The organism is Deltaproteobacteria bacterium, assembly GCA_020845895.1.
Taxonomy (GTDB): Bacteria; Lernaellota; Lernaellaia; order JACKCT01; family JACKCT01; genus JADLEX01.
Genome location: JADLEX010000075.1, coordinates 25,117 through 45,622, shown reverse-complemented (window position 1 = coordinate 45,622; position 20,506 = coordinate 25,117). Strand labels below are relative to the sequence as shown.

The following is a 20,506-nucleotide window of genomic DNA, read 5'->3' as shown; positions in this document are numbered from 1 at the left end:
GGCGCGAACGAACACGCCGCCATTTCCAATGGCAGCAAGGGATATGTCAAGACTGATTTGAGCCTGCCGAGACGATATTAGGCACTACAATTTTGCGAAAATTCGAAAAATCGCAGCGTAACTATGCAATTTTATTCAGGTCTTGAAATTCAAACCGCCGACAACGGTCGAAGATGAGTAATAACGCCAACATCGACAGAATCATCCGGGAATTCATGTGCACTCCCAAAGAAGACATCCACGTCATTGGGTCCCCAGGTTGTCGGCGCGTTAATCGGTTTTTCAAGACACGGCGACGGTTCCGGGCTCGCGGCGATTCCCCGGGCGAATTCGTCGACGGGGAACGCGCTGACGCGCGCACGCGGACCTCGTGGTTGTTGTCAGGCGCGGCCCGGCGGGATAATGTCCGTGGCCGCATGAACGCCCCAATCGAAAACGACCTCGGCGCCGATCGCGCCGAATCCTCCGGCGACACTGCCGCACCGCGCGTCGGCCCCATGATGGCTTGGGCGCGTGCGATCGGCGTCTTTCGCGGTTTCTTGCTCGTCAGCCTGATTCCTGTTTCGGTGGGCGCGGCGACCGCGTATCAAAACAGCGCCACGCTCGACCTGGGATGGCTCGCCGTCACCGCCCTCGCGGTGTGGTGTTTCCACGCAGGCGCGAACCTGCTCAACGACTACTACGATCACGTGTCGGGCACCGACGACATCAACGAGGTCCGCACGCCGTTTTCGGGCGGCACGCGCGTCATTCAGGACGGCCTGATCGGCGCGGGCGCGATCCGCAACGCGGGGTTCGCGGCCTACGCGGTCGGGTGCGGCGTGTTCGTTTGGCTCGGTTACGAGCGCGGCGCGGCGGTATGGGGGCTCGCGTTTTTCGGGCTGCTTTCCGGTGTGTTCTACACCATGCGTCCGATCTGGCTCGCGTACCGGGGGCTCGGGGAACTGATGGTCGGGCTCAACTTCGGTCCCGCGCTCACGGCACTCGGGTGCTACGTGCAGATGGGTTCGGTCCCGGTCTCCGCATGGGTGCTTGGCCTCACGCTCGGACTCTGGTCCGCGGCGATCATCACCATCAACGAAATCCCCGACGTCGAGGCGGACGAGAAGGTCGGCAAGCGCAATCTCGTGGTGCGTTTCGGCGAGGACGCCGGAGTGCGTTTGTGGCTTGTGCTTCTGTGGCTCACGGCGGCGGTGCTATTCGCCGGGGTGCTGTTGGGATTTTTGCCTCGACGCATGGTCGTGGCGCTCCTGATCGTCTTCCCGATCTTTTTCGTCACCCGCGACCCGGAGACGCGAACCGAGTTTCTCGAGGACATCGTCGCTGCGTGCCGGAATACGGTCCTCGCGTACATCGGCTATTGGGTCCTGCTGCTCGCCGCGCTTTTCTTCGCATCGCGCGGGAACTGACGCCGTGATCGGTCGGCGCGCGGATCACGTCGCGCCCGTCGCGGTGTCGGCACTGCTGGCCGCACACCTTGCCTACTACATCGTCATCGTCCAGTTCGCGTTGCTCGGGCATTACGCGGGCCTCGGCCTCGCCATCGACGCACTACGTGTACCGCTGGGATTGCTGACGGCGGGCGGCATCGCGTCGGCGTGGATGACCGGCCGACGACTCGATCGCACGACGATCTCTCCACTCGCCTTGTTCGGCTCGATCGCGGTTCTGGCGATCGCCATCGGCTCGTTCGGACTCATCGGTTTTCTCCTTCGCTCGGTCGGCGCGATCGCGGCGCTTTTCGCCGCGCTCGGCGCGCTGCTCGGCACGCAGATCGTTCTGCTCCTCGCGGCGTTTCACACGCGGATTCCCGCCCCGGCGCGAGGGGTTTACGCGGGCGGCGTGACGGCGGCCACCTATCTGTTCGCGAATCTGGTCGCGGGCTTCGCTCCGTCGCCCGAGGCGGCGGGACTGGTGTGCGCGCTCGCACTCGCCTTCGGCGTCGTCATCGTTGCCGCCTTTCGAAACGCGTTGATCGAAGCTCCGACGCACCCGGTGTGTCCGGAACCGCGCTCGATCGGAAAAACCGCGGTCGCCGTGGCGCCGCTCGCGCTCCTCGTGGCCGTCGATAGCTTCGTGTTCTATCCGGTGGGGCAGGGTGATGTTGCGGCGCATCCCGTGTTCGCGTCGGCGGGCGACTGGGTTTCGAACGGCGTCTGGCACGTGGTCTTCGCGCTGATCGTCGGGGTTCTCTACGCGTGGATTGGCTTTCGAAGGGTGGTCGCCATCGGCGCGGCGGGCATGGTCCTCGCGGCGCTGGCGCTGTTGGCGAACGAGACGGGCGACGTCACGCGGTGGGTGCGCGTTTGTTATTCGTTCGTGGTAGGCGCGTACACCGTCGCCCTCGTCGCCGCGCCGCAGTCGATCGGAAACGCGCGTTCGCCGCACTCATCGATCGCGGTCGTGATGATCCTCGCGGGGTTCGTCGCCAATCCGATCGGCATCGGGACGTATCTGGCGGTGGGAATGCGGCTCGCGGCGCGCGATTTTTGGCTGACGGGCGTGGCCGCGGCGACCGTCGCCTATGTGATGGCCTTGGTGGCCGCGCGGAGAGACAATCCGTCAAGCGATTTCGGCCCTAACCGCGAAAAAACGTAAAGAAATTCACAGCTTTCGCATAAACGGACGAGTCGTCACAGGATCGTCACGACAGGGACTTTCTTTCGCCGTGCGGTCGCCATAGACAAGGCCATCGCGTGACAAGTCGTTCGGTGCCCCGGTGGGTTGACGAAGGTCAAAATCCGCTGAAGTTCTTTTGCTCACCGTCCGAAAGTGTGCTATGTCACGATAGCTCGTGTGGGTGACGGTGTGATTGCAATTGGGTTCCATCCAATCATCAAGGAGACGTGCATGAGACGGATTTCGGGCTTGCTCCTCCTGACGACCGCGTTGGCCGTGCTGCTGGCGGCGGGTTCGGCCCTGGCCGAAGACGCCAAACCGACGGTCACGCCGTTCGGCCAGATCTACGCGAACTACACTTACAACGCTTCCGGTTACGAGGACTACGACACGCGGTTCCCGACCAACGACTACAACTCGTTCGAGGTGACGCGCAGCTATATCGGCCTCAAGGCGCAGCTCAACAAGCAGTGGAGCGCGAACGTGACGTTCGACTCCCGCCGCGACTACGCCTACTCCAAGACGACCGTTTCGACGGGCGTCGCGGACGACCCCGCCACGGCGGACGTGGACGAGAGCGAGACCGAGGTGTTCGGCACGACGGGCGCGCGCACCGGCCAGTACACGGTGTACATGCGATTCGCGTACGCCACGTTTCAGCCGTACGACGAGTTCGGCGTCACGTTCGGCCAGATCAAGACCCCCGTGTACGACCACTACACCGACGTGTGGTACCTCGCGTACATCACCGGTGAACCGTGGTTCAAGTACGCGTTCACCCGCAACGGGCTGAACGACCTGGGCGTTTCGCTCGGCGGCAACTTCCCCAAGGGTTACGGCAAGTGGGGCGTGATGTTCGGCAACGGCGAGGGCGGATCGACCGCCGAGGTCAACGCCGGCAAGGCGGTTCAGGCAAGCGTGTTGGTGCGTCCGTTGGCGAGCATCGACGCCGCCAAGGGCCTGTCCCTGTGGGGCGGCTTCAACTACGACAAAATCCAGCCCGATCACCCCGAGGAGTTGCGCACCACGATGCGCGGCAACCTCGCGTATCGCTACGACGTGAAGAAGGACGAGATGGGCTTCATCGTCGCCGGCGACTTCGTGCAGAGCACGTACACCATCGATATCGAGGGCACCGACGATGTGGTCTCGCAGTCGATGGCGGGATGGGTCGATTTCTGGTTCGCCACGCACTACGGCGTCGCGCTCCGCTACGACTCCTATGACCCGAACACGCAGAACGAAGAGGACACCGGCATCGGCTACCAGGACGAGACGTCGTACATCCTCGCGGCGTTCTACGTGAAGCCGATCAAGAACGTGAAGATCGCCCTCGACCTGCAGCGCACGAGCTATACGGCCGAGATCGCCGACGACAAGGGCGAGATGGTGACCAAGGGCCCCGACCAGATCCTGGGCCTGCACACCGACATCGCGTTCTGATCCTCAGTCACCTTCGAGCTTTCAGCGGGGCCGGGAGTTTTCCCGGCCTCATTTTTTCAGGATTGCGAAACATGGCGATGCACTCCCGGCGCGTTGACACCGCGCGGGGTCGCGCGGACAATGCCCGCGTTTGCGACAGACGGCATTCTTTGCGATCCTTGGATCGAATTTTCGGGGGAGAACGATGGGCAAATTTCGCTTGGATTTTCGGCTGATCCTCGCCCTTTTCGCCGCGGTCCTCGCAATCGGGTGCGGTTGCGGCGACGACGACGATGACGATGCCGCCGCGCCCGACGACGACGCGGCGGACGACGACACCATCGATGACGATACGGATGACGACTCCGACGACGACACGGGCGATGATGACACGTGGCCGCCCCTGCCCGACGACGACGCCGACGACGACGCCGACGACGATGCGGACGACGACGATACGTACCCGACGACGGAAGGATTCGAGTACATCCCCGCCGGATCGTTCTCAATGGGCAGCCCGTCGAACGAGTCGGGGCGCAACGCCAATGAAATGCTGCATGACGTAACGATCACGCGCCACTTCGAGATGATGGCGACCGAAGTCCGGCAGGAACTGTTCGACACCCTGCTCGGCTTCAACCCCAGCCATTTTCCACTCGTCGGCGACAGCCCCGACCGCCCGGTGGACGGGGTCACGTGGTTCGACGCCCTGCTGTTCGCAAACGCCATGTCGATCGCGCACGACTTTGATCCGTGTTTCGTCTTCGCAAACGTCGTTTGCGAGGATGACACTCCGGTGACCGATCCGACGGATTGCGCCGGGCATGGCGGCGTCGCGGCGGCGGACGTTTCCCTCGATGCGGCGACGATCTACGAGTGCGAGGGGTTCCGGCTTCCCACGGAAGCGGAGTGGGAGTACGCCGCGCGGGCGGGATCGACGACCGCGTTTTACAACGGCGACATCACGCACACGGCCTGCTTGCCGCTCGATCCGAACCTTGAAGCCATTGCATGGTACTGCGCGAATTCCAACAACTACACGCACCCGGTTGGAGGAAAGCTGCCCAACGACTGGGATTTGTTCGACATGCTCGGCAACGTGAAAGAGTGGACGTGGGACGGCTACTCGACCGATCCCGCGGACGGCGACGATCCGGCGGAGTCGATCGAAGATCACTTCCGCTCGGTGCGCGGCGGATCGGCCCGCTGGGACGGCGCGCTGCGTCTGCGCGCGGCGCATCGACAGGTGCACACGCCCGACCGGCGCGATCGGTTCGTGGGATTCCGCCTCGTCCGCACGCTGCCCCCCGACAAGTCGGCGAAGTTCTTCGCCGCGCCCCGAGCGAATGACGTCGCGCCGATTCCCGCGCCGCCGCGCGCGCTGCCGACGACGCTTCCGTTCGCGTACACGCGGCCCGACGTCGGCACGCCGCTGACCGAGCAGGAGATCGACGACTTCACGGCGGCGGTGACGGGCTTCCTCGCCGATGTCGATTACTTCGACTGGATGCGCCGGCTCGCCCATGGCATGGCGGCGGACAACGTGATGGATTCGCCGGACTACAAGCTGCACCTTCAGGATTTCGGCGCGTCGAAGAGCGGCGGCGTGGTCACGTACGCGCACACCGGCGCGTCGGACAACCTGATGATCCAGACCGGCAAGATCATCAACAACGTGTCGGCGCTCTATCTGGCGACGGGCGATGACGAGATCGGCGAACTGCTGATCGACCTGTGCAAGGGCGTGCAGGCGCTGTTCTGGGGCATGGCGCACGACGAGGAAGATCCCGAGACGACCATCATGGTCCGCACGCTCTTCCCCTTCAATCACAGCTACGAGGTGGACGGGCGCGACATCACCGTGAACTACGACGGCGCGAAGCACTACTCCTACGACTGGAATGCGCACACGGTGCCGAACGCGACCAATCCGTATTACGGCCCGATTTGGGTGCGCAACTGGCGCAGCAAGGACGACGTGCCGCACATTTTCCGCACCGTGCCGATGCTGTCGTACGTGGCGCAGGACGGCGAGGACACGGATGTGCGCGACGCGGCCGAGGATGCGCTGGCGGCGCTGCGCGGCTTCGCCAAGGACATCACCGACTCCGGTTATCACATTCGCACGAAGGACGAATGGGGCAACGCCGAGGTGCCGATCAATCCCGACAACGGGCTCGTCGCCGACCTCGCGTCGTTCGTGCTGTTCGATCCCCTCGCGCCCAATGGCGAGTGCGACGCGAAGCTCTCCGCGGCGCTGATCGGCTATGACGATCCGATGGGCAACGACTGCAACGACGGCGCGGAATTGATCTACGAAACGGTCGCCACGCTCCAGCATTACTACAACTACGCGATCATCCGTTACTTCCATCTTTCGGCGCTCGGCCTTGCGCTCGTTGCGGGCGAGGACGACGCGGCGGAAGAATTGATGGACGGCATGGCGTATCGTGTGGACCGCATGATGAACCATCAGGGCAGCCAGTCCGACGACCCGGCCTGGGATGTGGACACCGCTTCGTACTGCGTGGCGGCGGCGTCCTACGGTCTGCCGCTCACGTCGGCGGAAGCACAGCAGGTCGTCGACTTTTACACGAAGGCCGTCGATCTGTATGAAGACTGGGATTACTGGGATCCGTGGGACGGCTCCGTTGCCGACGGACCGTTCCCCTACGAGCCGTCGCGCAACGGACCCGACGGACTCGTGCCGCCGCACGAGGAGTTTCTGTATCTGTTCGAGTATTGCCAGTCGCCGTTCCGAAACGATGCCGGCGCCGACTTCATTGACTGCGACGTGCTTCTCGATCCGTCGCAGTGGTGACGTAACTCCAGACGAAACGAAAAAGGCGGCCATTCCGGCCGCCTTTTTTGTCGCGCGCGCGGGCCGCTACTTCTTCATCGGACAGGTGCTGATCCCGAAGACCGTGTAGAGCGGGCAACTGCCGAGCAGCCCCGTCGTGATCGGCGCGAGCCCGATGAGTCCCCAGAGGGACTTCGGACCGATCACCGTCAGGCTCAGAATCGCAACGCCCGCGATGACGCGCACGACGCGCTCCACCATGTGCTCATTCACCGGCAGCCACTTTTCGGTTGCGCTCATGTGACCCCTCCCAGGTTCGTTGACAACGCCATTCGCGTCATGCGGACAACATACGCGAATCGCCGATTCGCGCGTTGACAAACATCAGGATCGCGCGAACTTCGCGCCTATCGCCACACGCCGTCGAGAAAATCGAGCACGAAATCGCCGACGACGCCGCGATCGGGCATCGTCGCCATCGCACCGTACATCGCCGCCGCGCCGTCGGTGATGCGCGCCGGTTCGGCCTCGACCAGCGCAACGCACGTCCGAAGATCCGCGAGAAACGCGTCCACGAAATCGAGATGCGCTGGCGAGAGCATCATGTGCAGGGCGGTGGGGTTCTGCTGGCGGTCGAGCTTCCAACCGCGCTCGTCCATCGCCTCGGCGATCGCGAATTCCCCGCCGCCCGCGTGACGAATCGCGAAAACACCCATCGCGGGTTCGCCGAGAACTTCGATCGCGGGGATCGACGCGAATCCCTCGAAGATTCGCGCGCGGGCGTCCATGATTCGCTTCGCGAGGGAGAGGTATCCGTCGCGCCCGAGGCCCTGCATCGCCGCCCACGCCGCCGCGATCGCCCCGCCGGGCCGCGCGCCGGTCATCGTCGGCGTGCCGTAGAGCCCGCCCGGCCACTCGGTGTATGCGTAGAACATATGGCGGCGCAGCTCGGCGTTGCGATACAAGATCGTCGAAGCGCCCTTGGCCGCGTAACCGTATTTGTGCACGTCGGCGCTGATCGACGTGACGCCCCGAACGGCGAAGTCGAAATCGACGACCGGATAACCCAGTTCGCGCACCCACGGCAGGCAGAATCCGCCGAGGCACGCATCGACATGCATGCCCAGGTCGTGCTCGGTCGCGAGCGCCGCGAGATCGGCGATGGGGTCGATCACGCCCGCGGGATAGCCCGGCGCGGAGCCGACGATCAGAATTGTGTTTGGCGTGATCGCTTCACGCGCGGCGGTGACGTCAACGCGAAAGTCGTCGCCGACTCGAACATGCACGTTCTTGAGTCCGAGGTAATGCGCGGCTTTTTCGAACGCGGGGTGCGCGCTGACGGGCAGGACGACCTCGGGATTCGCGATGTGCGGTTTCGCCATGCGCGCCCACTCGCGGTACGCCTTCATCGCCATCAGGATGCTCTCGGTGCCGCCCGAGGTCATCGAGCCGACGACGCCCTCGTCGCCCCGCAGCATCGATGCCGTCATGGCGACCACGTCGATCTCCATTTTCCGCAAGCTCGGAAACGCGATGGGGCTGAGGCCATTCTCGGCGAGATAAAGGCCGTAAGCCCGCTTGACGAGATCCTCGTGCTCTTCCGACACGTTGTACACGAGGCTGAAGGTGCGTCCGTGCCGCCAGTCGGCGTCGCCGGCCTTCATCGCCGTCATTTCGGCGAGCAGTTGTTCCTTGTCGGTCCCAGTTGCGGGAATCGTCGGTCGGTCGGTCATGGCATGGCCCCGGTTTGCAGACGCCGTTATCGACCGAAAGGCGAACGAATGTCCATGCGCAGCCGAGTGCGCCGGCCAAGTCGGCAGAACATCGCCGAATGGATCAGCTGCACCCGCCGGGCGTTGGGTTGGTTGGCCACGTCGCCGCGTCGTAGATCAGATAAACAAACGTCATGGCCTCGGCGAACACCTTCGGCGCAACGTTCTCGACGATATCGCCGGCGGTGTCGCCGGTAAACGTGTAAGGACCGCCGGCCGGCACGTTGAAGAGCAGGTACGACGAGTTAACCGGATTTGTACTTGTGCGGCTGTCGCCGGGTGCGCCCGAATCGTCGGAGTAAAAAACGTCGTTTTGCCCGGAATCGTTTGCGATCTCCGTGCACCCGACGAAATCGACGCCGGATTCGCTCGACCAAAGCACCACGCCGATGACGAGTCCGTCCGCCGGATCGATGGTGACGCTCAGCAAGGCCGCGAGCGCATTCCGGCTGGCTTCCTTGACGAGTATCTGCTCGACCGTCGCGTTCGTGGCCACTTCGAAGTTGTACGCGGTGACATAGTCCGTCGCCGTGATGCGTATCGCCTCCACGCCTCCGCCGGCCGCGAGCGTCAGCGTGCAAATGCCATCCGCGTCCGACTCGTCGGAGTTCTCCGGGGCGACCGGCTGTCCGCTCTCAGAATCAATCAGCGTACAGGTCGCACCCTCGATGTCGTCCTGCGTTTCGCCGTCCGTCACATGCAGAGTGACGGTCGCGTCCTCCGTGTCGTCGTCGCCGGTATCGTCGTCGCCGGTATCGTCGTCGCCGGTATCGTCGTCGCCGGTATCGTCGTCGCCGGTATCGTCGTCCGCCGTGTCGTCATCGCCCGCGTCGTCATCGCCCGTGTCGTCGTCGGAATCGTCATCCGTGTCATCGTCCGAATCGTCGTCCGTGCCGTCGTCGTCCCCGGGCGTGTAATCGTCGTCGTCAGCGGCGTCATCGTCGCCGTCCACGGTTCCGCCTCGCGAGTTCTCGTCGTCCCCGCCGCCGCAGCCGGCCGTAAAGACCAGCAGCGCGAGCCACAGAGCCAAGACCGCCACACCACTCCGATGAATTCCATACCGCATCGTCAACATCTCCACCTCACCCAAGTTTCGAGAACGCACTCCCGACCATCGATCCAGCACCAAAATCGTATCGCAACCGCCGCGAAAACCCAAGTCGCCGGCACCGCCCAAGTCCCCGCGGGTCAACCCCCGTACAGGTCCCGGTAGATCCGGTACGTCAGCAGCACCTGCTTCACGTAGTTGTTCGTTTCCTTGTAGGGAATCTCCTCGATGAAGATCTCCTCCGAAAACGCGCCCTTGTTGCGCCACCACTTCGAGACCACGTCCGGCCCCGCGTTGTAGCTCGCCATCGCGCAGATTTCGTTGCCCTCGAAGCGGTCGAGCATGCTGCGCAGATACCACGTGCCGTAGCGGATATTCGTGACCGGGTCGTAGAGGTCGTCCGGCGCGAAGCCCGTCTCGCCCAGCGCCTGCGCGATCTCGAACCCCGTGCGCGGCACGATCTGCATCAGCCCGATGGCGTTCGCCGGCGACACCACGTGCGGCTGGAACCTGCTCTCATTGTACATGATCGCCCACACCAACTCCTGACGCACTCCGCGCTGCCCGGCGTAGTCGCTCACCGCCCAGTCGTACGCGCGCGGATAGATGAGCGGCCAGTAACTCTCCGACAGCGGATTCGAATAGGCGCGCAGGTGGCCGTAGAGCCCGCCGTCGATCGCCAGCTTCTTCGCGATCGCGTAGTGGCCGGTCATACGCAAGAGCTCGGCCGCCGCCCAGCGTCGCGAGCGCTCGACGTCGGGCTTGTCGAGAATTTCGAGGATCCTCTTCGACAGCACCGACGCCTCGGCGCGGCAGTCCAGCCGCTCCAGCTTGATCGTCTTTTGCACCAGCGAACGTACCGCCTCCGGAAAATCCTCGGGCTTCGGTGAAGGCACCGGCGACGATCCAACCCCCCGCGCGCGAAAATCGCCCGCCGGATTCCGATGCGTCCGACGCATCGACGCGAGCCGCTCGCCCGCGCGCATGCCGTAGTAGCTGCGCGGGTCGCCGTTGATCTCGGTCCAGTCCGCCGCCGCCGGTTCGGTCTCGCCGCGCGCCTGGCGGATCGCCGCGCGCCAGTAGCGGTAGCGGTCGCCGTTTTGCGACTTGGCGAATTTCTTGAGCAGGCCGTCGATGGTCGTCTCTGCCGCGTCGAGCTTGCCCGCACGATACGCCGTCCACGCCTTGAGCCACGTCAAATACTCTTCCTGACCGCCGGCGGGTTTGGCGAGGCGTTGGTCGAAATAGCGCCATGCGCTCTCGTAGCGGTTGTCCTCCATGTCGATCAGCGCGAGCTGGTAGTGCGCCGCGCCGCGCAGGCCGCTGCCGGGATGCGCGCGCAGCAGCGTCTGAAACTCGGCGCGGCTGCCCTCGTTGTCGCCCTGGCGCGTGCGGACCTTGCCGAGGCGATAGCGCGCGTCGTCGGCGTACTCCGTGGCCGATTCGGCCAACGCCGTGAACTCGCGGATGGCCGCGTCGTTGTCGTGATTGTGAAACGCCGCGAGGCCGAGTTGGAACTGTCGCGGAGCATCGAGCACGCCGCCCGACGCCCGACGAACTGCCTCGAGCGCGGGCTGCGCCTGCCGGTGGTGAGACGCCTTGATGCGCGCGTCGGCCCACGTCTCCATGTATGCGCGGAATTCGTCCGTCACCCGGCCGTCGCTCATCGCGCGAAGGGCGTTTTCCCAGCCGCCGATCGCCCGCGTCGAAAAGCGGTCGATGCGCTCCGAATCGAGCACGCGCCGAAACGCAGCGGCCGACGCCGCGTAGCGACCCGCGAGTGCCCATTGCTCGCCTGCCAGATACATGTTCTCGTTGAACTCGGCCGTGCCGGACGAGCCGCCCGCCAGCGCCTCGTAGGTCTTCGCCGCGCGCGCGTGATCGCGGCTCGCCGCCTGCAGCCGCGCGCGCCACTCGGGCGCGTCCGAAAACATCGGCGACGACGCATGCCGCCCGAGCGCCGCATCGAGCGCCGCGCCGGCCGCGCCGTGGTCGCCCGCGCGCTCCAGACTCTTCACCAGATACAGCGCGGCGACGTCCTCGAACCCCGAAAAATGCTTCTCGGCCTCGGCGAAGAAAAACGACGCGTCCTTCGCTCCGCCGCTGTCCATGAGCGCGAGACCGAGCAGGAACTCCGCCTCGCCCAGATCCGCGGGCGGCGGGGTTTTCTCCACATAGGCGAAGAGCTGTAAAATCGCCGTGGCGTAGCGTTTGGCGTGATAGTCGGCGAGGGCGGCCTCGAAACTCGGCTCGCCGGAAAATCCGCCGGACCCGCCGATCGGAGCGCCGCCGGGTCCCAAGGCATCCTGCGCCGCGTGGGCGGGTATCGCCATCGCCGCCGCGAAGACGACAAACAGAATCGTCGCGCACAGGCGCACGACATTTCGAGCAACGCTGAACATCGACTCCATTTGTACCACACTCGCCGCCGCGCCGCCAAACGCGATGCGCGTTTCGTGAGCCGCGACGCGGGCGGAACGGCACCTCTTTCGAATTTGAACGGTCTGCTTCCCCTCCGCTCAATCTTGCCCACCTCGGTGTCAAAAAGGCGTCGCCTTGGCAGGCGGCAGGCAGCGCAGAGGGGAATTCTTTGCCCCAATTATGTCGCCGCGCGTGCATTCGTGCTAAGAAAGTCTTGCGTTTCCAAGGGGTTTGCGCGCGCGGTGCGGGCGAGCGGCAACGGGCCGGTGCGCAATGCGGGCGCGGCACACGGATTGCTTGGGCAAAGCGCGGCGTGCGTTCGCCGTGCGTCGGAAGGGTTGCGGAATGTCCGGGTCGGGGTCTGCGTCCGAGAAAAAACGGATCTTCGAGGTGGTGTGCCCGGGGTGCGGCAAACGCCTGCGCATCGGCCGCGACGTCAAGCTCATCGAAGTGGAAGAGGGCGAGTCGGACGCGGGGCTTTTCGCGGAGCGCGACGAGGCGTTTCGCGAGAAGATCGTCGAGCGCATCCTGGCGAAGAACTACGAGGTGCCGCTGCTGCCGCACGTCGCGCTGCGGGTCATGCGCCTGACGGGCGACGCGAGCGTCTCGATGCAGGACATGGCCAAGGTGATCCTGACCGACCAGGGCATCTCGTCGCGCATTTTGCAGATCGCCAACAGCCCCGTGTACGGCGCGGCGGTGGAGATCCAGACGATCAGCCAGGCGCTGGTGCGACTCGGACAGAACGAGGTGAAGAACCTCATGCTGGCGATCTCGATGCACTCGCGCATCTTCAAGTCGGCCGTGTACAAGAAGCTCGCGCAGCAGCTCTGGGAGCACTCCATCGCGGTCGCGTTCGCGGCGCGCGTGGTGGCGAACGCGCTGCGTCTGCCGCGCGAGGAGGCGTTTCTGGCCGGGCTCATGCACGACGTGGGCAAGATGGTGCTGCTGACGATCATGGAGAGCGCGCAAAAGTTGGTTGCGCCGGGCTTCATGCCGTCTGACCGAACGGTGCACGCGATCCTCGCGCAATACGGTGCGGACGTGGGCGAGATGGTGGCCAAATCGTGGGACATGCCGCACCACATGGCCGATGCGATCGCGCGGATGCCGCACTTGCACGAAATGCGCGAGGCGGCGCCCGAGACGGCCGCCGTGGCGCTCGCCAACGACATCGCCGTGATCCGCGGCATCGGGCCGGATCGGGCCGAGATCGCGCTCGTGGACACGCCGGGGGCGCGGCTGCTCAATCTCTCGGTGGAAGCCTGCGACGAATTGCTCGTGCGTTTCGATCAGATCCACGAGCAGGCGAGGGGGGTCTTTTTGTGAAACGCGCGCTTCGGATCGCCCTTTGCGTCGCGGTGCTCGCGCTGGCCGGTTGTTCCAGCCAGATCGTGAACGTGCCCATCAACCCATACGTGGACTCGGCGCTGCCGTCGCGGCGCATCGGCGCGGTCGCCGTGCTGCCGTTTGTCGTGCCGGATTACCTGCAATTCAAAGACGGCGCGGAGGCCGTGAGCGTCGACGCGACCAACCGCTTCATCGAGGAGCTCGCCCGCGACGGCGTGTATCGTCAGGTGGACGGCGCGAAGGTGCGCGACGCCATCACCGCGTCGTACCCCACGCCGCGCGACTGGATCTTCCACGGCACGCAGGCCGAGGCCGCGCGCATCGCCCGGCAGGTCGGCGCGGACGCGGCGGTCTTCGGGCGCATCACCAAGTACGTGCACGGAAACCTGACCGACAGCGAATTCGAGATGGAAGTGACGTGCGTGGACACCTCGGGCAACGTGCGTCTGTGGACCGTGCGCCAGACCGTGATCGGTCGCGGCGGCAAGCGCTGGCTGGCCGAGCCGGATATCGCGCCGTCGCCGGCGGTGCTCTCGGAGCATGCGAGCGTGGCGGCGGCGGATCAGGTCGCGCGCATCCAGGCGGCGGGCGGGCCGATCGATGTCGTGGGCACGTCGCACCGCCGGGCGTGGGGCTATGGCGTGCTCGCGGGCGGCGTCGTCATGACGGCGACGGGCGGGTACTTTTTCGCGATGTCGGAGGACTCGTACAGCCGCTATCGCGACGCGGACTCCGACGTCGATCTGGCGCGGTACAAGAAGCAGACCGAGGAATACGACAACGCGTGGCAGATCACCGGCGCGATGGGCGTCGCGGCGATCGGAGCTGGCATCTACCTGATTCTGACGGACCAGACGCTGCGTTCGGCGGACAACGAACCGGAACCAAAATTTGCATGGTCGCCCGCTCTGGTCACACCGGATGCCCAGGGTGTCATGGCCGTTTGGCGATTTCGATGAATTCGCCTGATCGGGATCGAATCATGAAGAAACGACATTCCCCGTTCGTGTGGATCACGGCGCTGGCCGCTGTCGCGGTCTTCGCGACGTGCTCGCGGGATTTCGGGCGGATCGCATCGAAGAGTTCTGGCGGGCTGACGGTGGACTCGGTGGAGCCGGCGGAGGGCGCGAACACCGCCGAGACGGCGATCACGGTGCGCGGCACGGGTTTCGGCGGCACGATGGAGATCTACGTCGGCGCGACGCTGTGCACGGCCGTCACGCAGGTCTCGGCGACGGTGCTGACCGCGTTGGTGCCCTCCGGCATGACGGCGGGCGTGTACGACGTGACGGCGGTGTCCTCGACCGGCGCGAGCGGCGTGCGCGCGGATGCATTCACGGTCGTCGACCCGGGCGAAATCCAGCTCACGTCGATCACGCCGAGCGAAGGGCTCGACAGCGAGGAAACCGCCGTGACGCTGATCGGCGCGAGCTTTCTGGCGGGGGCGACCGCGTTGATTGGCGACACCACGCTGTCGCAGATCGAATTGGTGGACGCGAGTACGATTACCGCAGTGGTTCCGGCCGGCCTGACACCGGATACCTACGACGTGAGCGTGTCGAACTCGGACGGCTCGACGGCCACGCTGCTCGACGCCTTCGAAGTGATTTCCGCGGACGCGGTGCGCATCGACTCGGTGGAGCCGACGTCGGGAGAGAACGACGAGGACGTGCTGGTGACGATCATCGGCGCGAACTTCACGAACCCCGTCACCGTGTACTTGGGCGGGACGGCGCTCACCGAGCCCGAGCCGGTCTTCCAGTCCACGACGCGTGTGGTGGTCACGGTTCCGGCGGGCACGACCCCGGGCCTGTATTCCATCACGCTCGTGAACCCCGACGACACGAGCGACACGCTCGACGACGCCTATACGGTGATCGACGCGGGCGGCGACGACGACACCGACGACGACACCGACGACGATACGGACGATGATGCGGACGACGATACAACGGACGATGACACGACGGACGACGACACCACCGACGACGATACGGTCTGACGGGAGGGGCGCATGAACGACGACGACCACGTCCGGCGACTCGCGCGCGTCGGGTTCGACGCGGGCATGACGGTGCACGACCTGTCGAACGTCGTCGGCGCGGTCATCGGCTACGCGCAGCTCGCGCACATGACGGGCGACCCGGCGGATTACCGGCAGGCCGTGGACGTCATCGAACCGGCGCTGCAGCGCGCGCGGCATTCAATCGCACGATTCAAGGCGGATGCCGACGGCGCGGGAGTCGTCGCGCCGATCGATCTGGGCGCGTTCGTCGCCTCGGTCGTGGACGGGCTGCGAGACGAAATCCGCCGCGCCGGGCACATCATTGCAATGGGCGTCGACCAGTCCGCCACCGTGCTCGTCAAGCCCGTGGATCAGGCGGTCGCGATCGCCGCGCTCGTCGTTCAGATCGCAGCGCGACACGTCTCACCGTGCGAAATTCGCCTGGACGTGCGCGTGACCGACGGATCGGCGGTGCTGAGGATTCGGCCGCGACCGCTCGACGCCGCAGCCGCCACGACGCGCGCGATGGCGCTTTCGACGGCGGAGTGGGACCTGATCCGCAAGGTCGTGATCGAGACGGATCTGCGTCTAGTGGACGACGACGCGGGCGGTCGCGGCTTCGGCTACCATCTGAGTTGGCCGATTCCGACCGCTTGAAACGTCAATATTTCGACAGGCTGCTTTGGATAATGCTCGCTGGAACCTTGCCTTCCCTCCGGGGAAATTGGCACGGATTCCGCAGGTACATCGTTCTTATCTCATTGTAATTACTAATGAAAATGTCGAACTCCCGGCATGGTCCTAGCCCGTCGTCGCAACATTTGGTGCCATGTGACGGTCGCCTTGTTCACGGTCGAATCGACGATTAACTGGCACGCGGCTTGCTTTACGATACCGCGAATTGGTCATGGGCAAGATTTCGTCAATAGTTTGACTTCCCCACTTTCGGGGAAACCACGGGTCGGGAGGGGCAATGGCGGACGAAGAAAAAGCCGGGGCACCGGCCGAGGGTGAAAAGAAAAGCAAAAAGAAGCTCTTCATCTTCGTCGGCATCGGTGTCGCCGTGATCGCGGCAGTTGTCGTGGCGCTGTTTCTCACGGGCATTGTCGGCGGACACAAGAAGGATGGCGAGGGCGACGAGCACGCCAAGGCCGAGGAGGCCAAGCTCAAGGAAGCCCCGCGGCCCGCGCTCGAACTCAAGGAGTTCGTCGTCAACCTCGCCGACTCGGACACCCCCCGCTACCTCAAAGCCGTCATCGTTCTCGAACTCACCAGCGATCCGGTCAAGGCCGCGTGCGAGAAGTCGATGGCGCCGATCCGCAGCACCCTCGTCGAACTGCTGTCGAGCAAGTCCTACGCCGAAGTCAAGGACATCAAGGGCAAGACGCGACTGCGTCATGAGATTACCGTGCGCCTCAACGAGATCCTCGGCATGAGCGGCGTCACGCAGGTCTATTTCACCGACTTCATCATCCAATAACGGACATCATCCCTTGGCGGAACGGGCATGAACCAGATCCTGTCGCAAAACGAGGTCGACGCCCTTCTCGCCGCCGTTTCCGACGGCGCGATCGACGACGAACCCGAAACGCCCGCCGCATCGTCGACGGCTCGCCGCCGGGACGGCCGCGTGGCGGATGTGCGTCCCTACGACCTGACGAGCCAAGAGCGCATCCTGCGCGGCAACATGCCGATGCTGGACGTCATCCACGAAAAATTTTGCCGCGATTTTTCGGGCACGCTGTCGCTCGAGGTCGGCCATCTCTCCGAACTCGTCGCCGAAAAGATCCGCCTGATGAAGTATCAGGAGTTCATCAACAGCCTCCCCGTTCCGTCGTGCCTGTCGCTGTTCAAGATCGAACCGCTGCCGGGCAACGGGGTGGTCGTCGTCGACAGCCAGTTCGTGTTCACACTGGTGGACATTTTTTGCGGCGGGTCGGGATCGAGCCGCTTCCGCGTCGAAGGGCGCGATTTTTCGTCGATCGAACTGGGCATCCTGCGCCGCATCGTGCGCAAGGCCCTGGCCGATCTCGAAAAGGCGTGGGCGCCGGTTTTTCCCACGCAAATCGATTTCCTGCGCACCGAGATCAATCCGCAGTTCGTGTCGATCGCCCACCCGACCGAGGCGGTCATCAGTCTGGAGAGCAAGGTGGACGTGGAAGGCGCGTTCGGGCGATTCCAGACCGTGCTGCCCTACGCGACAATCGAACCGATCAAGGATCTGCTCACCAAGAACTACGTCGGAGAAAAGAGCGACCTCGACAAATTGTGGAAGAACGAGGTGCGCGGGCACATCATGGAGTCGTCGGTCGAATTGCGCGCGATCATGGGCAGCGCGGAGCTGTCGATCGAGCGGATTTTGGACCTGAAGGAAGGCGAGATCCTCTCGCTCGACCAGTTCGCGGACGAGCCTATCGACCTGATGGTCGAGGGTGTCAACAAGTTCAAGGTCGAGTCGGGCCTTTTTCGCGGTTACAAGGCGCTGCAGGTCGTCGGGAAGACCGACTGAGCGACGCGGGCACACTGCCCGGCAGGAGTGACGCATGGCATCGGGAACGATCACGCAAGACGATATCGACAGTCTGCTTTCCGAAATCGAGCAGGAGCAGACCCAGGGCCGCCCGGCCGACTCCGCGCCGACCGCGCGCAAGGGCGCGCAGCCGACCGTTGCCGACGATGAGGTATTCGACGACGGCGGCGCGAGCAAAAACGCGAACGTGCGGCAGGTCGAGTCCGAGACGCTACGGGTCCAGGCCGCGCCGCAGCGCAATTTTTCGGCCGACGGGCCGAGGGACATCGACTTCTTGCTCGATGTTCCGTTGCAGGTGTCGGTCGAGGTCGGGCGCACGCACATGACTATCGGCGACCTGCTGACGCTCGGGCCCGGATCCCTCGTGGAACTCGACAAACTCGCCGGCGAGCCGCTCGAAGTCTACATCAACCGCAAGCTCGTGGCCCGCGGCGAAGCCGTCATCGTCAACGAGAAGTTCGGCGTACGCCTGACCGATGTCGTCAGCCGCGTCGAACGCATCCAGAACCTGAAGGCGTAAGGAGCGCGCCATGACGCAGTCCCAAATCAGGACGCAGTCCCGAATGATGAAACGCCTCACGGTCGTCTCGATCGTCGCCCTCGCAGCCCTATGGGCTTGTGCCGCGTATGCACTCCCGGCATCCAAACTGAACCGCCTGAAGGGCGTCGAAGCGAAGGACGCGCCGGACTATGTGGAACTGACGCTGACGGTGGAGGAGAACCGGGATCTCGGCGCGCTCGAGCCGCAGGTCAATTTCAAGTCGCGCGAAGTGCTGCTGCTTCTGGGCAACACGACGATGCTGCCCGGCAAGAAGGCATATCGGCAGCTCGGGATCGACGCGCTCAACCGCGTCTTCACGTATCAGGCCGGCGAGAGCAAAACGGCGGTGAAGATCGTCTCCACGCCGAAACTGGATCTGAAGCCCGGCCGCGTCACGGTCGCCAAGACCGCCGGCGGCGTCGTGGTGCGTTTGTGGCGCACCGAACCGCGGGACGTGAATGCGATCGAGGGCGATTTGCCGGCCGCGAGGACGGCGGAGCTTGAAGCGAAGAGCGAACCCGCGCCGCCGGTGGCGAGCGGGGGCATTGCCGACGCACAGGCACCCATCGACATCGATCGCATCTTTGCGCAGTCCGCGCCGAAGTCCGCTCCGAATCCCGCGACGACTCAGGCCGAGCCCGAAGCCGACTCAGTTCCGAAGCCCGCCGTCGCGGGTTCCGCGGTGCCCGATCTGTGGGCCGGGGCGGTGAAAATGGCGAGCGCGCTCGTGGGCGTCGTGGGCCTGATCTTCCTGATCGCGTGGGTGGTGCGTCGATACGCCAAGTTTGTGCCCGTCGCGACGCGCTCGGCGGGCGGTTCCGGTGCGCGTCCGCTGCGCCTCATCGCGACCGCGCCGCTGGGACTCAAGAAACAGGTCAGCCTCGTCGAAGTGGCGGGCGAATTGCTGGTGCTCGGCGTGAGCGAGCAGTCGGTGAACCTGCTCGCGCGGATCGAGGACCCCGAGGTGCGCCGCCGGTTTTTGGGCGACGACACGAAACCTTTGGTCGAAAGACCGGAACCCGGGACGGCGGAGCGTTTCGAGGACTTCGCCGAACCGACGCCGCCCGCGCAGCGTCCTGCGGAGTCACCCTTCGCGCGCGAACTGCGCCAGTATCAGCAGCATTCCGAGATGTCCGGTGCGTCGGAGATGGATCGTGAACGCGACGACGCCCTGCGCGCGATTCGCGAACGCCTCGCCGGCATGAAGCGCTTGCAGTAGGGGTGAACATGGCGCGCGTCGCGGCGATGCTGATGGTGGTGACGGTCGCGACGCTCGCGCTCGCGGCGTCCGCGCACGCCCAGACCGCCGCCCCCGCGTTTCCGCAGATTCGCGTCGATGTGCTCGAGGACGGCAAGCCCTCGGACCTGTCCACCCCCGTCAAGATCCTGCTCATCATTACGGTGCTCGGGATCGCTCCGTCGATCCTCGTGATGATGACGTGTTTCACGCGGATCGTGATCGTGATCGGCCTTTTGCGCCAGGCGCTCGGTACGCATCAGGTGCCGTCGAATCAGATCGTCATCGGGCTCGGCATGTTTCTCACGGCGTTCATCATGATGCCGGCGTTCCAGCAGATTTATCACGACGCCTACGTGCCCTACACCAAGGCCGAGATCGGGTACGAGATCGCCGCGGACCGCGCCATGGAGCCGCTGCGCGACTTCATGCTCCGTCAGACGCGCGAAAAGGACCTGGGCCTTTTCATGCGCGTGAGCGGGCTCGACAAGCCCGGAACCGTGGACGACATCCCGAGCTACGTCGTGATCCCGGCGTTCATCATCAGCGAGCTCAAGACGTCCTTCGTCATCGGCTTCATGATCTATCTGCCCTTTCTCATCATCGACCTCGTCATCGCGACGATCCTGATGAGCATGGGCATGATGATGCTCCCGCCGATCCTGATTTCGCTGCCGTTCAAGCTGCTCATCTTCGTCCTGGCCGACGGGTGGTTCCTCGTCATCGGGTCTTTGGTCCAGAGCTTTTTCACCGGGTAGGGG

The 20,506-nt window shown here is 64.6% G+C and carries 17 protein-coding genes; 13 read left to right on the top strand and 4 right to left on the bottom strand.

The window, feature by feature from the left end; all coding sequences use genetic code 11:
- The first annotated feature begins 416 nt into the window (after window positions 1–416).
- The 4 genes from IT350_10245 to IT350_10230 all read left to right on the top strand — a co-directional run bounded on the left by IT350_10245 (window position 417) and on the right by IT350_10230 (window position 6,862).
- Complete coding sequence (locus tag IT350_10245) at window positions 417–1,409, top strand: prenyltransferase (GenBank protein ID MCC6158421.1); 993 nt, start codon at window positions 417–419, stop codon at window positions 1,407–1,409.
- Between the two features lie 4 nt (window positions 1,410–1,413).
- Complete coding sequence (locus tag IT350_10240; GenBank protein ID MCC6158420.1) at window positions 1,414–2,598, top strand: hypothetical protein; 1,185 nt, start codon at window positions 1,414–1,416, stop codon at window positions 2,596–2,598.
- A gap of 252 nt (window positions 2,599–2,850) precedes the next feature.
- Complete coding sequence (locus IT350_10235) at window positions 2,851–4,062, top strand: hypothetical protein (GenBank protein ID MCC6158419.1); 1,212 nt, start codon at window positions 2,851–2,853, stop codon at window positions 4,060–4,062.
- A 184-nt stretch (window positions 4,063–4,246) separates the two neighbouring features.
- Window positions 4,247–6,862 (top strand): formylglycine-generating enzyme family protein, encoded by a 2,616-nt coding sequence (locus IT350_10230; protein MCC6158418.1) that lies wholly within the window; start codon window positions 4,247–4,249, stop codon window positions 6,860–6,862.
- Between the two features lie 66 nt (window positions 6,863–6,928).
- On the opposite strand, the gene IT350_10225 is transcribed toward IT350_10230, so the two are convergent.
- The 4 genes from IT350_10225 to IT350_10210 form a co-directional block, all read right to left on the bottom strand.
- Window positions 6,929–7,120 carry a DUF2892 domain-containing protein gene (locus tag IT350_10225; GenBank protein MCC6158417.1) on the bottom strand — a complete coding sequence of 64 codons (192 nt, stop codon included), beginning with the start codon at window positions 7,118–7,120 and terminating at the stop codon, window positions 6,929–6,931.
- A gap of 128 nt (window positions 7,121–7,248) precedes the next feature.
- A complete protein-coding gene (locus IT350_10220) occupies window positions 7,249–8,574 on the bottom strand; it encodes an aspartate aminotransferase family protein (protein ID MCC6158416.1) in 1,326 nt (441 codons plus the stop codon).
- A gap of 103 nt (window positions 8,575–8,677) precedes the next feature.
- Window positions 8,678–9,643, bottom strand: a complete 966-nt coding sequence (locus tag IT350_10215) for a hypothetical protein (GenBank protein ID MCC6158415.1) — start codon at window positions 9,641–9,643, stop codon at window positions 8,678–8,680.
- Window positions 9,644–9,801: 158 nt separating this feature from the next.
- Window positions 9,802–12,072, bottom strand: a complete 2,271-nt coding sequence (locus IT350_10210; GenBank protein ID MCC6158414.1) for a transglycosylase SLT domain-containing protein — start codon at window positions 12,070–12,072, stop codon at window positions 9,802–9,804.
- 355 nt (window positions 12,073–12,427) lie between these two features.
- Between IT350_10210 and IT350_10205 the strand changes: the two genes are divergently transcribed.
- The 9 genes from IT350_10205 (at window position 12,428) to fliP (ending at window position 20,503) form a co-directional block, all read left to right on the top strand.
- Window positions 12,428–13,411 (top strand): HDOD domain-containing protein, encoded by a 984-nt coding sequence (locus IT350_10205; protein ID MCC6158413.1) that lies wholly within the window; start codon window positions 12,428–12,430, stop codon window positions 13,409–13,411.
- The gene (locus IT350_10200) at window positions 13,408–14,391 is read left to right on the top strand and encodes a hypothetical protein (protein MCC6158412.1); all 984 of its coding nucleotides are present in this window, start codon (window positions 13,408–13,410) and stop codon (window positions 14,389–14,391) included. The genes IT350_10205 and IT350_10200 overlap by 4 nt, the downstream gene beginning before the upstream one ends.
- Window positions 14,392–14,414: 23 nt before the next feature.
- Window positions 14,415–15,434, top strand: coding sequence for an IPT/TIG domain-containing protein (locus IT350_10195; GenBank protein MCC6158411.1), 1,020 nt, complete (start codon window positions 14,415–14,417; stop codon window positions 15,432–15,434).
- A gap of 12 nt (window positions 15,435–15,446) precedes the next feature.
- Window positions 15,447–16,094 carry a HAMP domain-containing histidine kinase gene (locus tag IT350_10190; protein MCC6158410.1) on the top strand — a complete coding sequence of 216 codons (648 nt, stop codon included), beginning with the start codon at window positions 15,447–15,449 and terminating at the stop codon, window positions 16,092–16,094.
- Window positions 16,095–16,410: 316 nt separating this feature from the next.
- The gene (locus IT350_10185) at window positions 16,411–16,917 is read left to right on the top strand and encodes a flagellar basal body-associated FliL family protein (GenBank protein ID MCC6158409.1); all 507 of its coding nucleotides are present in this window, start codon (window positions 16,411–16,413) and stop codon (window positions 16,915–16,917) included.
- Window positions 16,918–16,944: 27 nt separating this feature from the next.
- Window positions 16,945–17,946 carry a flagellar motor switch protein FliM gene (gene fliM / locus IT350_10180; protein MCC6158408.1) on the top strand — a complete coding sequence of 334 codons (1,002 nt, stop codon included), beginning with the start codon at window positions 16,945–16,947 and terminating at the stop codon, window positions 17,944–17,946.
- Between the two features lie 34 nt (window positions 17,947–17,980).
- Complete coding sequence (fliN, locus tag IT350_10175) at window positions 17,981–18,487, top strand: flagellar motor switch protein FliN (GenBank protein MCC6158407.1); 507 nt, start codon at window positions 17,981–17,983, stop codon at window positions 18,485–18,487.
- A gap of 10 nt (window positions 18,488–18,497) precedes the next feature.
- Entirely contained in the window at window positions 18,498–19,727 is a 1,230-nt protein-coding gene (locus IT350_10170) for a flagellar biosynthetic protein FliO (GenBank protein MCC6158406.1), read from the top strand.
- Window positions 19,728–19,753: 26 nt separating this feature from the next.
- Window positions 19,754–20,503: a flagellar type III secretion system pore protein FliP gene (gene fliP / locus IT350_10165; GenBank protein MCC6158405.1), complete on the top strand. Its 750-nt coding sequence runs from the start codon at window positions 19,754–19,756 to the stop codon at window positions 20,501–20,503.
- The last annotated feature ends 3 nt before the right edge of the window (window positions 20,504–20,506 follow it).